Raw genomic sequence first — 14337 nt, 5'->3', positions numbered from 1 at the left:
CCGGATGACGGTACGGCTGCCCCACCACTGACCGGATCACCGAACCGGGTGACCGAACCGGATCACCGAACCGGATCATCGAACCGGATCGATTCGCATCACTGAGCCGTACCCCACATACAACTTTTTGGCCACTGGTGAGTCATCTGTGGCAGGGTGCCCTACCGACGCACCCCGTCACAGACCACAGGGGACGGGAAAGCCTCCATGCCTCACCATCGAATACCGGGCCGCACACGTGCCTCCGCCGCGGTCCTCGCCGCCGGGCTGCTCGTGCCACTCGCTGTCGGTGCCGCGCCCGCCACGGCCGCCGCACCGCAGGTCACGTGCACGTCGGCCAAGGCCGGCCTCGCCGACCGGCTGACCAAGGACATCACCGCAGCGCTCAAGAACCGCAAGGGCACCGTGGCCGTCGGTCTCCACGACCGGAAGACCAACACCACCTGCACCCTGCGCGGCGATCAGAAGTACGACTCCGCGAGCGTGGTCAAGACGACCGTCCTCGCGGCGCTGCTCTGGGACGCGAAGAAGACCGACCGCAAGCTGACCAAGCGTGAGTCCGACCTGGCCACAGCCATGATCACCAAGTCGGACAACGCCTCCACCAGCACCCTGTGGAAGCAGCTCGGCCCGACCAAGGTCAAGGGCTTCCTCAAGGCCGCCGGCATGACCCAGACCGTGCCGGGATCCGGCGGCTACTGGGGGCTCACGCAGATCACCGTGCGCGACGAGCAGAAGCTCCTCGGCCTGATCACCGCCAAGAACGCCGTGCTGAGCGACAACGCCCGCGCCTACATCCTCAAGCTCATGGGCAAGGTCATCTCCTCCCAACGCTGGGGCACCCCGGCAGGCGCCCCCGCCACCGCGACGATCCACGTCAAGAACGGCTGGCTGTCGCGCGCCACCCACGGCTGGCGCGTCCACAGCATCGGCGCGTTCACGGGGACCAAGCACGACTACCGGGTCACCGTGCTCACCCACGGGAACAAGACCATGAACGACGGCGTCAACACCATCCAGGCCGTCGCCCGCGCGATTCACAAGGACCTCAACCCGGCCGCGCCCGCCAAAACCTCCTTCGTGCCGCCCGCCACCCCGAAAGAGGAGCACCCGGCGGTCCCCCAGTCCTAGGACCGGGGGAGGACCCGCCCAGGACCTGAGACCTGTGTTTGTTGCAGCGGGATGAAATCCGCTGCTCGCCGCGTTGGTGCCTTCCGGTAGATCAGAACAGAAACGGGAGGCACTACGTGGCGGCCGAGAGCTCGGGGTCCCCTCGGACGGAGTCCGGGGGAGGGTGGGCACGGCGCCTGTCCGGCTACGCCTGGCGGTACCGGCGCAATGTGGTGCTCGCGCTCGGCTCCTCCCTGGCCGGCATGGCCGTCATGGCCCTCGTCCCGCTCGTCACCAAGGTGGTCATCGACGACGTCATCGGTGACGACAAGCGCCCGCTCGCACTCTGGACGGGGCTGCTGATCGCGGCCGCGCTCGCCGTCTACGTCCTCACCTACATCCGCCGCTACTACGGTGGCCGCCTCGCGCTCGACGTCCAGCACGATCTCCGTACGGACATGTACCGGACGATCACCCGCCTCGACGGACGACGCCAGGACGAACTCTCCACCGGGCAGGTCGTGGGCCGCGCCACCAGCGACCTCCAGCTCATCCAGGGCCTGCTCTTCATGCTCCCGATGACCATCGGGAACATCCTGCTCTTCGTCATCTCCCTGGTGATCATGGCGTGGCTGTCGCCGCCGCTGACCCTGATCGCCCTCGCCGTAGCCCCGGCCCTGTGGGTCATCGCCAAACGCAGCCGCACCCGGCTGCACCCCGCCACCTGGTACGCGCAGAGCCAGGCCGCCGCCGTCGCGGGCGTCGTCGACGGCGCCGTCTCCGGCGTACGCGTCGTCAAGGGCTTCGGGCAGGAGGAGCAGGAGACCGGCAAGCTGCGCGAGGTCGGCCGCAAGCTCTTCGCGGGCCGGCTGCGCACCATCAAGCTCAATTCGAAATACACCCCCGCCCTCCAGGCCGTCCCCGCCCTCGGGCAGGTCGCGATGCTCGCGCTCGGCGGCTGGCTGGCGACCCGCGGCGAGATCACCCTCGGTACGTTCGTCGCCTTCTCCACCTATCTCGCGCAGCTCGTCGGACCCGTCCGGATGCTGGCCATGGTGCTGACCGTGGGGCAGCAGGCGCGGGCCGGCGTGGACCGCGTACTGGAGCTGATCGACACCGAGCCGACACTGCGGGAGGGTACGAAGGAGCTCCCGGCGGACGCGCCCGCCACCGTCGAGTTCGACGACGTCACCTTCGGGTACGACCGGGAACGCCCCGTCCTCGACGGCTTCTCGCTCGAGATCCGGTCCGGCGAGACCGTCGCGGTCGTCGGCTCCTCCGGCAGCGGCAAGTCCACCGTGTCGCTGCTGCTTCCCCGCTTCTACGACGTGGAGCACGGCGCGGTCCTCGTCGGCGGCCACGATGTGCGCGAGCTGACCTACGACTCGCTGCGGGCGGCCATCGGACTCGTCCCGGAGGACAGCTTCCTCTTCTCCGACACCGTGCGCGCGAACATCGCGTACGGACGGCCGGAGGCGACCGACGAGGAGATCGAGACCGCGGCGCGCACCGTGCAGGCGGATCGTTTCATCGCCGAGTTGCCGGACGGCTACGACACCAAGGTCGGCGAGCACGGGCTCACCCTCTCCGGCGGCCAGCGCCAGCGCATCGCGCTGGCCCGCGCGATCCTCACCGACCCGCGGCTGCTCCTCCTCGACGACGCCACCTCCGCCGTCGACGCGCGCGTCGAGCACGAGATCCACGAGGCGCTGCGGCAGGTCATGGCCGGGCGTACGACCCTGCTCATCGCCCACCGCCGCTCCACCCTCGGCCTCGCCGACCGCATCGCCGTGCTCGACGCCGGACGCCTCGCCGACATCGGTACGCACGAGGAGCTGGAGCGGCGCTCCGCCCTGTACCGGCGGCTGCTGACCGACCCGGACGAGCTGGGCGGCGTCTCGCCCGGCCACACCCCGCCGGCGGGCCTGCGTGAAGGGGACGGCACGGAGGACCAGACCGTACGGGACGAGCTCGACGCCGAGTTCGACGCCGAGCGCGGCATCACCCCCGGACTGTGGGAGCGCGAGGAGAACGCCGAGGAGTCGGCCGCCCCCGGCGCCACCCCCGAACTGCTCGCCCAGGTCGAGGCGCTTCCCCCGGCCGACGGCACCCCTGACGTCGACGAGGCACGGGCCGTGCACTCCGAGGACGCGTACGGGCTGCGCCGGCTGCTGCGCGGCTTCGGCCTGCCGCTGCTCGTCAGCCTTCTGCTGGTCGCACTCGACGCGGGCATGGGTCTGCTGCTTCCGATCCTGATCCGGTACGGCATCGACGAGGGCGTCACGGAACTGGCGCTCGGCGCGGTGTGGGCGGCCTCGGCCCTCGGGCTGGCGACGGTGGCCGTGCAGTTCGTGGCGCAGATCGGCGAGACCCGGATGACGGGCCGTACCGGCGAAAGGGTCCTCTACTCCCTGCGTCTGAAGATCTTCGCGCAGCTCCAGCGGCTCGGACTCGACTACTACGAGCGTGAGCTGACCGGCCGGATCATGACCCGGATGACGACGGACGTGGACGCCCTGTCGACGTTCCTGCAGACGGGTCTGGTCACCGCGTTCGTCTCGGTCGTCACCTTCTTCGGCATCATGGTCGCCCTGGTCGTCCTCGACGTACAGCTGGCGCTGGTGGTCTTCGCCACCCTGCCGGTCCTGATCGTCGGCACGTACTTCTTCCGCCGTAAGAGCGTCAAGGCGTACGAACTGGCCCGTGAGCGCATCAGTGTCGTCAACGGCGACCTCCAGGAGTCCGTGTCCGGGCTGCGGATCGTCCAGGCGTTCCGGCGCGAGCGCGACGGCGTGGGCAGGTTCACCGCCCGCAGCGACAGCTACCGCCAGGCCCGGGTCCGCGGCCAGTGGCTGATCTCGGTCTACTTCCCCTTCGTCCAGCTGCTGGCGTCGGTGGCCGCGGCGGCCGTACTGATCGTGGGTGCGGGCCGGGTCGAGGCCGGCACCCTCACCACCGGCGCGCTGGTGGCGTACCTCCTCTACATCGATCTGTTCTTCGCGCCCGTGCAGCAGCTCTCCCAGGTGTTCGACGGCTACCAGCAGGCCACCGTCTCGCTGGGGCGCATCCAGGAACTGCTCCAGGAGCCGACCTCGACCGCCCAGGCGAAGGATCCCGTCGATGTGCGCTCGCTGCGCGGCGAGATCGCCTTCGAGAACGTCGACTTCGCCTACGGGACCGCGGAGAAGCCCGAGGAGGCCCTCACCGGCATCCACCTGCGGATCCCGGCCGGCCAGACCGTCGCCTTCGTCGGCGAGACCGGCGCGGGCAAGTCGACGCTGGTCAAGCTGGTCGCGCGGTTCTACGACCCCACCAGCGGCCGGGTCACGGCGGACGGCACGGACCTGCGCGACCTGGATCTGACGGCGTACCGGCACCGCCTGGGCGTCGTTCCCCAGGAGGCGTACCTCTTCGTCGGCACGGTCCGGGACGCCATCGCCTACGGTCGACCCGGCGCGAGTGACGCCGAGGTGGAGGCCGCGGCCCGCGCCGTCGGTGCCCACGACATGATCGCCACCCTCGACGGCGGCTACCTCCACGAGGTCTCCGAACGCGGCCGCAACCTCTCGGCGGGCCAGCGCCAGCTGATCGCCCTGGCCCGTGCCGAACTGGTCGACCCCGACATCCTGCTGCTCGACGAGGCGACCGCAGCGCTCGACCTGGCCACCGAGGCCCAGGTCAACCAGGCCACGGACCGCCTCACGGGCCGCCGCACCACCCTGGTCGTCGCCCACCGCCTCACCACGGCGGCCCGCGCGGACCGGGTGGTCGTGATGGACGCCGGGCGCGTTGCGGAGGACGGCACGCACGACGAACTGCTGGCGCTTGGCGGACGGTACGCGACGCTGTGGCGGACGTTCATAGGGGAGGACGAGCCCGCCGCGGTGTGAGGAAGCCGCGGTGAGAGGAAGACGACGGCGTCGCAACCATTCGGGACCCAGATGCGTCGTACGCATGTACGGAACAGTGGCAAGGGGGGACACGCGTGTTCGGTGAGGCGGAGAGCAGGAGACTCGGGCGGCTTCTCGCACGGGGGCTCGCCGTGCTCACGGTCGTGGCCACCCTCGCCCTCGCAGGGCCCGGCACCCAGCGCGCCGATGCGGCCGTGCAGTGTGCCGGACGGCATCTGAAGACCGTCAAGTTCACCACCGGCGAGCTGCGCATCTACAAGAGCCGGCAGTACGCCTGCGCCGTCACCGTCGCCAGGAAGCCGGGGGCCAGGCGCGCCATGCTCGTCTCCCTCCAGGCCCGCGGCGGCCGCCCCGCCATGGACAGCGGACGCTTCACCCGCCAGGCCGGGCCCGTCACCGTGCCCGCCCGTGACCGCTGCGTACGCGCGACCGGATCGGTCTCCGGCGTCAAGCGCTCGACCGGCTGGGTCCTCTGCTGAGACGAGCCCGGCCCGCACCTTGACCCCGAGCCGCGGCCCGCATCTCAACCTCGAGCCCGACCCCCGAGCCGAGCCCGACCCTGATCCGGGACCCGACCCCGAGCCGCGGCCCCGGAGCCCGAGCCGAGCCGGACCCTGATCCGGGGCCCGACCCCGAGCTCCCGAGCCGAGCCGGACCGGAGCCCGAACCGCATCCCGAACCGCATCCCGATCCGGGGTCCGATTCCGGATCTTTCCGTAGCCGGACTCAACTGGGGCTGGCGGGCCGGGCATTGCCCCCGCTAGGTTCACCGCGACCGCTGGTGAATCAAGGGGAGGGTGAATGCGCAAGGCGCTCAGATGGCTGCTGTCGCTCGTGGTGCTCATAGGCACGATGAGTGCGGCCGGCGCGACGGCCGGTGCGGCTACCGCCGCCGAGCCGACGACCGGCACGGACATCAAGGACCGGATCCTCGCGATCCCGGGCATGAGTCTCATCGAGGAGAAGCCGTACGCGGGTTACCGGTTCTTCGTCCTCAACTACACACAGCCGGTCGACCACCGGCACCCGAGCAAGGGCACCTTCAAGCAGCGGATCACTCTGCTGCACAAGGACACCAACCGCCCCACCGTCTTCTTCACCTCCGGCTACAACGTGAACACCACGCCGCGCCGCAGTGAGCCGACGGCGATCATCGACGGCAACCAGGTCTCCCTGGAGTACCGTTTCTTCACGCCGTCCCGGCCCGACCCGGCCAACTGGTCCAAGCTCGACATCCGGCAGGCCGCGAGCGACCAGCACCGCGTGTTCAAGGCGCTGAAGAAGATCTACGCCAAGAACTGGCTGTCCACCGGCGGCTCCAAGGGCGGCATGACCGCCACCTACTACGAGCGCTTCTACCCCCACGACATGGACGGCGTCGTCGCCTACGTCGCGCCCAACGACGTGGTGAACAAGGAGGACTCGGCCTACGACCGCTTCCTCGAGCGCGTGGGCACCAAGGAATGCCGCGACAAGCTGAACGCGGTGCAGCGCGAGGCGCTGGTGCGCCGCACGCCGCTGGAGGCCAAGTACCGGGCGGCCGCGACCGCCGAGGGCTACACCTTCAAGACCATCGGAAGCCTCGACAGGGCGTACGAGGCCGTGGTCCTCGACTACACCTGGGGCTTCTGGCAGTACAGCCTGGTGGCGGACTGCGAGGCGATCCCCACCGCGGCCACCGCGACCGACCAGGAGATCTACGACTCCATCGACGCGATCTCGGGCTTCTCCTTCTACACGGACCAGGGCCTGGGGACGTACACGCCGTACTACTACCAGGCAGGCACCGAGCTGGGCTCGCCGGACATCCAGCAGCCGCACCTCAAGGGGCTGAGCCGGTACGGGTACCAGCCGCCGCGGAACTTCGTGCCGCGTGAGATCCCGATGCGCTTCAAGCCGTGGGTGATGGACGACGTCGACAACTGGGTCCGCCACAACGCCCGTCGGATGATGTTCGTCTACGGCGAGAACGACCCGTGGGGCGCCGAGCCGTTCCGGGTCGGCAAGGGCACCCGCGACAGCTACGTCTACACCGCGCCCGGCGCCAACCACGGGGCGAACGTCGCCGGCCTGGTGCCGGAGCAGAAGGCGAAGGCCACCGCCTCGATCCTGAAGTGGGCGGGCGTCGCCCCGGCCGCCGTCCAGGAGGACCCGGCGAAGGCGAAGCCGCTGAGCAAGTTCGACGCGAAGCTCGACAAGCGCGACGTCGAGCGGGAGCCGGCCCTGCGGCCGTAGCCGGTCAGCCCGGTCAGCCCGGTCAGCCCGGACAGTCCGGACGTTCCGGATCCGCAACCGAGTGGGCTGTGGCCGCCGTTGAGTGACCGTCACACGCAGTGACGGTCACACGCGGCGGGCGCAGCCCACCGGCCTTTCCCCGCCCAGCTGGACATACAGCGCCGTCGACGACGGGCACTGCGTCCTGCCGCGTACCGCCGACGCCACCGTGAACTGCGGGTCCCGGGCGCCGGATCCGTCGCAGGCCGTCTCCTTCACCTGTCCCTGGCCGGCCTCGTAGACGCAGTCGCCGACGACGGTGTACGGCCCGCCGGGGTCGCCCGGATGCGGCGGCTCCAGATTGCGCATACAGGCGTAGCCCTGCCCCACCTTCCCGTCGCCGTTCTCGTCGGCCGCCGGACGGTTCTCGGAGACATGCAGGACGAAGTCGGTGGCCGCGGGGCACTCGGGGCCCGCCGCCCGCCGGCCGTCGTACCGGGCGATCACCCGGGCCGCCGCCTTCTCGCTGGTGCACGGCACTTCACGGAACTCGCTGCCGCGCGAACCGCAGTCACCCGGGCCCAGAAACACCAGGCCGTACCCCGTGGCTGCGGGAGTGACGCTCTGGATGCTGCTCCCTGCGCCGACGTGCCCCGTCGCCTGCTGACAGCCGGCGGTGAGCGCCACCGCCAGTACCACCGCAAGTACCAGTACCAGGGCGCTCACCGCCCCCATGGTTCGCCGTTCTCCGTGCATCCGACCCCCCGACCCGACCCCACCGACCCCCCGGTCAGTGGGTCAAGCGTGACCCGCCGTGGCGGGCGCACGCCAGACGCACGGGATGCTTCGGGACGATTGGGGGGAGCGCGCTGCAGGCGCACAGCACGCCTGCGTACGCTAGTCGTACGACAGACCGTAGCCGATCGGATACAGCACTTGGGTTGGATCATCCGCACGCTGTACGGGAACGGGCAGCCGTCCCTCGGGGTCCACGCGGCCGGCGATGACCCGTGCGGCGGCCCGCAGTTCGACATCCGTCCAGCAGTACGCGGCGAGCGCCGCCCGCACCCCGCCCAACTGTGCGATGTCGTACGGATTGCGGATGGCGAGAGTGACCACGGGGACGCCCGTAGCGACGAGCCGCGCCACCAAGGTGCGCTGGGCGGCGGCCGCCGTGACGTTGTACGTACCGACGATCACCACGTCCTTGCCGCCGGCCGCCGCCACCGCCTCGTCGATCTTCGCGGTGGTCGGGGTAATGCCGGTGGAGAGCGCGGTGGCGGTGAAGCCCAGTTCGGTGAACGCCTTCGCCAGCACGGCCGTCGGTGGACCGGTCGAACCGGAGGGCGAGGCGGGATCGGCGCCGACGACCAAGAGGCCGGGCTCCCTGCGGCGGCTCAGTGGCAGCAGCCTTCCCTCGTTGACCAGCAGCGTGGTCGTCCTCTCGGCGGTCCGGTCGGCGGTGGCGAGGTGCGAGCGGATGCCGACGGTGCGGTCCACACCCCGGTGGGAGACGAACGGCTCGCGGAACAGGCCCAGTTTCTCCTTGAGGGAGAGGATGCGCAGGATCGACTCCTCGATGCGCGCCACGCTGATCTCGCCGCTCTTGACGGCGCCGAGGACGCCGTTCCGGGCGGCGACCAGATCCGGCGGGTTGAGCAGCTGGTCCACGCCCGCCTTGAGTGCGAGCACCGGGACCCGGTCGTCTCCGTACTTGTCCCGTACGCCCTGCATGGTGAGCGCGTCGGTGACGACCACTCCGTCGTAGCCGAGTTCCTCGCGCAGGATGCCGGTGAGGATGGGCCGGGAGAGCGTGGCCGGGTCGTCGCTCGGATCCAGCGCGGGGAACTGGATGTGCGCCGTCATGACCGAATCGATCCCGGCGGCGATCGCGGCCCGGAACGGCGGAGCGTCGATACTTTCCCACTCCTCGCGGGTGTGCGTGATGACCGGGATGCCCGTGTGACTGTCGATGGTGGTGTCACCGTGTCCCGGGAAGTGCTTGCAGGTCGAGGCGATGCCCGCACTCTGGTATCCCCTGGCCTGGGCGGCGACCAGGCCCGCGACGGCTTGCGGGTCGGCGCCGAAGGACCGTACGCCGATGACCGGGTTGGCGGGGTTGACGTTGACGTCGGCGACCGGCGCGTAGTTCTGGCAGATGCCCATCGCGGCCAGTTCGGCCCCGGCGATCTGTGCGGCCGTACGGGCGTCGGAGCGGGACCCGCCCGCCCCCAGCGCCATCGCACCGGGCATCAGGGTGGCGGGCCTGCCGACACGGGCGACGATGCCGTGCTCCTGGTCGGTGGAGATCAGCAGCGGTACGGGAGTGGACTGGGCGAGCCCGGCCCGCTGGATCCCGTTGGAGAGGTCCGCGATCTGGTGCGGGTCGCGGGTGTTGTGTGCCCAGGCGAAGTAGATGATGCCGCCGACGTGATACTTGGCGACCAGTTCGGCGGCGGTGCGGACGCCCATTTCCTTGAGGTTCAGCTCGATGTCCGCCTGATCGGGGGCGGTGGCGGAGTGTCCGTACACCCGCATCACAAAGAGCTGGCCGACCTTCTCCTCCAGGCTCATCCGGGCGATGAGCCGCTTGAGGCGGGCGTGGTGGGAGGGCTGGGGGGCGTGGGCGACAGCGGGTGAGGCGGCGGCGACAGTGCCCGCCGCCACGGCTGTGGCGGCGGTCGCGGCGAGGAGGGTACGTCTGGAGAGGCTCCGGTCGTGCATGGGTGCTCCTTCCGGCCTTGCTCGACAAGGGAGTTGAAGGAAACTTCCAAGGACTCACGGATAGCCCGAAAGTTACTGCCAGGTCAAGGGTGCGGCAACAGAAAGCGCCCGCGGCGCGCGGAACGTCACCGGGACGGAGGGCCGCCACCGGCGCAGTTCAAGGGGGCGCACCGGTGGCGGCGTGCTGCCGGCCGCAGGCGGCTGGAGAGGGGAGTCGACGATCGCGGCCAGCAGCGAGAGCCGACACCGCTCTGCGGTGACTCACCGGAGCACGGGCCTTGGACGGGGCCGCATCGCCACAGGTTCCGCACGATTCGGTGTTTCAGGGGAAATGGTGCGGAAGATGCACAGGAGGTGCGGTCGGCGCCATTCGCGTCCATCGGCGAGGGTGCCGACGTCCCGACCGGCGTTCCGACTCGGTGCCCAGGCCCCGGCGGCGAGGCTCCCCCGGCGGCGAGGCCTCGGCTGCTCAGGCGCGGGCGGCGACGGTTGGCCAGAGCTCTTGGAGCGTGCGTACGGTCTCGGTGATGGCGGGCCGCCGCGCCGCTCCCGTACGCCACAGGGCGCACAACCGCCGCTTCGGCATCGGCGTCAGCCGCACGGTCGCCACTTCGGCCGGCAACAGACCGCGGCCGAGCCGCGGAACCAGGGCGACCCCGAGGCCGGCGGCGACGAGGGCGACCTGGGTGTGGTTCTCCTCGGCCTGGTGGACGATGCGCGGCTCGCAGCCGGTCGCGCGCAGCGTACGCATCAGCCAGTCGTGGCAGACCGTGCCGGGCGGCTGTGAGATCCACCGTTCGTCCTTCAGGTCCTCACGCCGTACGGACTCCTCGGCCGCCAGCGGATGACCGGCCGGCACCAGGACATCGCACAGGTCGTCCCCGATGACGACCTGCTCGACACCCGGCGGGGCGGGCATCGGTGCGATGTCCCAGTCGTGCGCGACGGCCAGGTCGATCACGCCGCGCGCGACCAGTTCGATGGAAAGGTGCGGGTCGACCTCGCAGAGCCGGGCGTCGAGGGAGGGGTGGCGGCGGGCGAGCTCGGCGAGGGCCTGGGGCATCAGTCCACGCGCGGCGCTGGCGAAGCAGCCGATGGCGAGCCGTCCGGAGGGCAGCCCGCGCCGTTCCTCCAGTCGCACCTCGGCCTTCTCGACGATCGACAGCAACTGCTGAGCGGTGTCGGCCAGTTGATGTGCCTCGTCGGTGAGGCGGACACCGCGCCCCTGCCGTTCGAGGAGCGTCGTACGGGTCTCCCGCTCCAGCTTGGCGATCTGCTGGGAGACGGCGGACGGGGTGTAGCCGAGGGCGGCGGCCGCGGCACCGACCGTGCCGTACACGGAGACGGCGTGCAGGGCGCGCAGCCGGGCGAGATCGAGCACGGTGTCCCTCATTTCATTAGCAGCGCTTCATCCAATCATGAAGGAATCCGCGCTGGTGCTACATGGTCGGGAGAGGTGATGCTCGACTCCATGCGCCCTGCTCATATCGCTCTCGCTGCCCTGGTCGCCGCCCTCTGGGGAGTCAACTTCGTCGTCATCGAGATCGGCCTCGACCACTTTCCGCCGCTGCTCTTCTCCGCCCTGCGTTTTCTGGCGGCGGCGCTGCCCGCCGTCTTCTTCGTCGGCCGCCCGAAGGTCGCCTGGAAATGGATCGTCGGGGTCGGACTGGCCCTGGGCGTCGCCAAGTTCGGCCTGCTCTTCACGGGCATGGACAGGGGAGCCCCGGCCGGTCTCTCCTCGCTGATTCTCCAGATCCAGGCGGTGTTCACGGCCCTCTTCGCCTTCCTGGCGCTGGGCGAACGCCCGGGCAGGGTCCGCGTGCTGGGCATGGCCGTCGCGCTGTCGGGCATCGCGGTCGCGGCGGTCGACGAGGGAACCTCGGGCCCGCTCCTCGGCTTCACTCTGTGCGTGGCGGCGGCGGCCTGCTGGGGCGTCTCCAACGTCCTGACCCGCAAGGCGTCCCCGCCGGACGCGCTGAACTTCATGGTGTGGGTGAGCACCGTCCCCGTACTCCCGCTGATTGCCCTGTCTCTGCTCATCGAGGGCCCGGACCGCGATCTGGCCGCGCTGCGGTCGCTGGACTGGACGGGCGTCGGCGTCATCGTCTACGTCGCCTGGATCACCACGATCTTCGGCTTCGGGGTGTGGGGCTGGCTGCTGCACCGCTATCCGGCTTCGTCCGTGGCCCCGTTCTCGCTGCTGGTGCCGGTCTTCGGCATGTCCTCGGCAGCACTGTTCCTGGACGAGTCGGTGACCCCGCTGCGGTGGTGCGCGGCGGCGCTGCTGGTGGGCGGGGTGGCACTGACGTCCCTGGCGGGTCGCGGCGGCCGAAGCGGGAAGCCCGCCGGCCCGCGGAGGGAGCCTTCACAGTCGACGCCGGACATCGCGGGCGCGCCTCGCGTCGATGCGTGAGGCACGGGTCGCCTGCGGTCTTGCGGCTCCTCGGCAGGACCGCATGGGGCGCCTGCGGGCTTGCGGCTCCGCCGGACCGCACGGGTCGACCGCGGCCTTGCGACTGACTCGGCAGGACCGGCTCGGCCAGGTCGGCCGCGGCCTCGCGGCTCCGCCGGACCGGCAGTCCCGTCAGAGCAGACTCAGGAGGTGCTCCCGCCCTCCCGCCAGCAGCCCGGGAAGGTCGGCCGCGTCCGGATACCAGCGCTTCTCGTACTCCCAGCACAGCCACGTCTCCTCCGTCAGCGTGGCCAGGCAGTCGGCGAGCGGCAGCACGCCCGTGCCGAGGGGGAGCGGGGTGGTGTCCTCGGCCGAGGCGACGTCCTTGACCTGCACGTATCCCAGATGCGGGGCGAGTACGGCATGGGTCGCGGCGGGTTCCTCGCCGCCCAGCCAGGTGTGCATCACATCCCACACCGCGCCCACGTTCTTGTGGCCGACCGGGCCCAGGATGCGGGAGGCGTCGGCTCCGGTGCGGTGCGAGTCATGGGTCTCCAGCAGGATCCGTACGCCGAATTCCGCCGCGGTCTCCGCGGCCGCGCCCAGCCGGCGGGCGGCCGTGGCGTCGGCGGTGGCCGGGTCCTGGTCGCCGCCGCCCGGAAAGACGCGCACGTACGGCGCCCCCACGTCCCGGGCCAGCCACAGCAGTTCGTCGAGCTCCTCGCGTACGGGACCGTCGTCGTCCGCCGACGCGACGCGCACGTATCCGGCGACGGCCAGAATCTCGACGCCTGCCCGCTCGAACTCCCGGACCGCTTCGATCCGTTCGCGCGGGCCGATCCCTGGATGCACGGGTTCCTCGGGGTGGGCCCGCAGCTCGACCCCCTGGTACCCGGTGGCGGCGGCGAGCCGGACCACCTCGGGGATCGGCATGCCCGGCACGCCGAGGGTCGAGAAGGCGAACCTCATGTGATCGTTCCTTCCTTGAGGGGCAGCCGCCAGTCCTGGCCGACCAGATCCACTCCGTACGAGCGGTGCGGTTTCTCGGTGACCAGGGTGAATCCCGCCCGCTGGTAGATCCGGCGGGCCCCGGTCAGTACGTCATTGGTCCACAGCACCAGTTCCCGATACCCCGCATCGCGCGCGAAATCCACGACCGTACGAACAAGTTCGTCGCCGAGACCGTGCCCGCGTGCCTCGGGTTCCACGAGCAGGAGCCGCAGCCGCGCGGTGGCCGGGGCGTCGTCGCGTACGCACATGACCGACCCGACCGGCCGCCCGTCCAGCTCGGCGATCCACACCCGCTCCAGATGGGGGTCGTGGTCCTGCGCGAAGTCGGCGACGATGCGGGCGACGAGGCCCTCGAAGTCGGCGTTCCAGCCGTACTCGGCGGCGTACAGCGCACCGTGCCGCTGGACGACCCAGCCCAGATCACCGGGCCCCGGCTCACGCAGCACGGGCCCCTCGCGGTGCGCGGGCCGGCCACCGCCGAGGATCTCGCGCACGGTCCGCATGGCCTCGCCCAGTTTTGGCCGCTCCTCGGGCGGCACCGTGGAGAGCATCGCCCCCACCGCCTCCCGCGACCGCTCGTCCAGCAGTGCGGCGGCCTCGCGCCCACGGGCGGTGAGCGTGATCCGCTGCCGCCGCGGATCAACCTCGGAGGGCGCCCGCCCGACCAGCCCGTCCCGCTCGAACCTGGCGAGCAGCCTGCTCAGGTACCCGGCGTCGAGAGAGAGCTCGGCGCGCAGGTCGGCGGCGTCGGTACGGGGGCTGTGGGCGAGTTCGTACAGCACGCGTGACTCGGTCAGCGTGTACGGGGTGTAGAGGTGCTTGCTGTAGTCGAGCGCGCCGATGAGGTTGGTGTAAAAGCGGTTGAAGGCGCGGATTTCCTGGACCGGCATGAGATCCTCCGAGCTTTTCCTTTGACTGAGTCAACGGTATGGCCGGGGCTGTGTCCCGGCAAGCCCTGGCAAGCCCTGCGCCCGC

Annotated in this window: 10 protein-coding genes; 5 read left to right on the top strand and 5 right to left on the bottom strand. The window is 70.7% G+C overall.

Annotation, left to right across the window (positions count from 1 at the left end; all coding sequences use genetic code 11):
• Positions 1-207: 207 nt before the first annotated feature.
• From OG883_RS25870 to OG883_RS25855, 4 genes are all read left to right on the top strand, one after another.
• Entirely contained in the window at positions 208-1131 is a 924-nt protein-coding gene (locus tag OG883_RS25870) for a serine hydrolase (RefSeq protein ID WP_266545250.1), read from the top strand.
• A gap of 116 nt (positions 1132-1247) precedes the next feature.
• Positions 1248-5000 carry an ABC transporter ATP-binding protein gene (locus tag OG883_RS25865; protein ID WP_266545247.1) on the top strand — a complete coding sequence of 1251 codons (3753 nt, stop codon included), beginning with the start codon at positions 1248-1250 and terminating at the stop codon, positions 4998-5000.
• Positions 5001-5095: 95 nt separating this feature from the next.
• Positions 5096-5500 (top strand): hypothetical protein, encoded by a 405-nt coding sequence (locus OG883_RS25860; protein ID WP_266545244.1) that lies wholly within the window; start codon positions 5096-5098, stop codon positions 5498-5500.
• A gap of 322 nt (positions 5501-5822) precedes the next feature.
• Positions 5823-7256, top strand: coding sequence for a S28 family serine protease (locus OG883_RS25855; protein WP_266545241.1), 1434 nt, complete (start codon positions 5823-5825; stop codon positions 7254-7256).
• Between the two features lie 105 nt (positions 7257-7361).
• On the opposite strand, the gene OG883_RS25850 is transcribed toward OG883_RS25855, so the two are convergent.
• The 3 genes from OG883_RS25850 to OG883_RS25840 all read right to left on the bottom strand — a co-directional run bounded on the left by OG883_RS25850 (position 7362) and on the right by OG883_RS25840 (position 11340).
• Entirely contained in the window at positions 7362-7970 is a 609-nt protein-coding gene (locus OG883_RS25850; protein WP_266545239.1) for a hypothetical protein, read from the bottom strand.
• A gap of 162 nt (positions 7971-8132) precedes the next feature.
• Positions 8133-9959, bottom strand: a complete 1827-nt coding sequence (locus tag OG883_RS25845; protein ID WP_266545237.1) for a glycoside hydrolase family 3 protein — start codon at positions 9957-9959, stop codon at positions 8133-8135.
• A gap of 469 nt (positions 9960-10428) precedes the next feature.
• Positions 10429-11340: a LysR family transcriptional regulator gene (locus OG883_RS25840; RefSeq protein ID WP_266549434.1), complete on the bottom strand. Its 912-nt coding sequence runs from the start codon at positions 11338-11340 to the stop codon at positions 10429-10431.
• A gap of 90 nt (positions 11341-11430) precedes the next feature.
• Between OG883_RS25840 and OG883_RS25835 the strand changes: the two genes are divergently transcribed.
• Positions 11431-12372: an EamA family transporter gene (locus OG883_RS25835; RefSeq protein ID WP_266549432.1), complete on the top strand. Its 942-nt coding sequence runs from the start codon at positions 11431-11433 to the stop codon at positions 12370-12372.
• A gap of 171 nt (positions 12373-12543) precedes the next feature.
• Here OG883_RS25835 and OG883_RS25830 read toward each other — a convergent pair whose 3' ends face one another.
• Together OG883_RS25830 and OG883_RS25825 are read right to left on the bottom strand one after the other, a co-directional pair.
• Positions 12544-13320, bottom strand: coding sequence for a sugar phosphate isomerase/epimerase (locus OG883_RS25830; protein WP_266545235.1), 777 nt, complete (start codon positions 13318-13320; stop codon positions 12544-12546).
• Complete coding sequence (locus OG883_RS25825) at positions 13317-14252, bottom strand: helix-turn-helix domain-containing GNAT family N-acetyltransferase (protein WP_266545233.1); 936 nt, start codon at positions 14250-14252, stop codon at positions 13317-13319. The genes OG883_RS25830 and OG883_RS25825 overlap by 4 nt, the downstream gene beginning before the upstream one ends.
• Positions 14253-14337: the final 85 nt, after the last annotated feature.

Source organism: Streptomyces sp. NBC_01142 (genome assembly GCF_026341125.1).
GTDB lineage: Bacteria > Actinomycetota > Actinomycetes > Streptomycetales > Streptomycetaceae > Streptomyces.
Note: the sequence above shows the minus strand (reverse complement) of the source record. Positions and strands in the feature narration are given on the sequence as shown.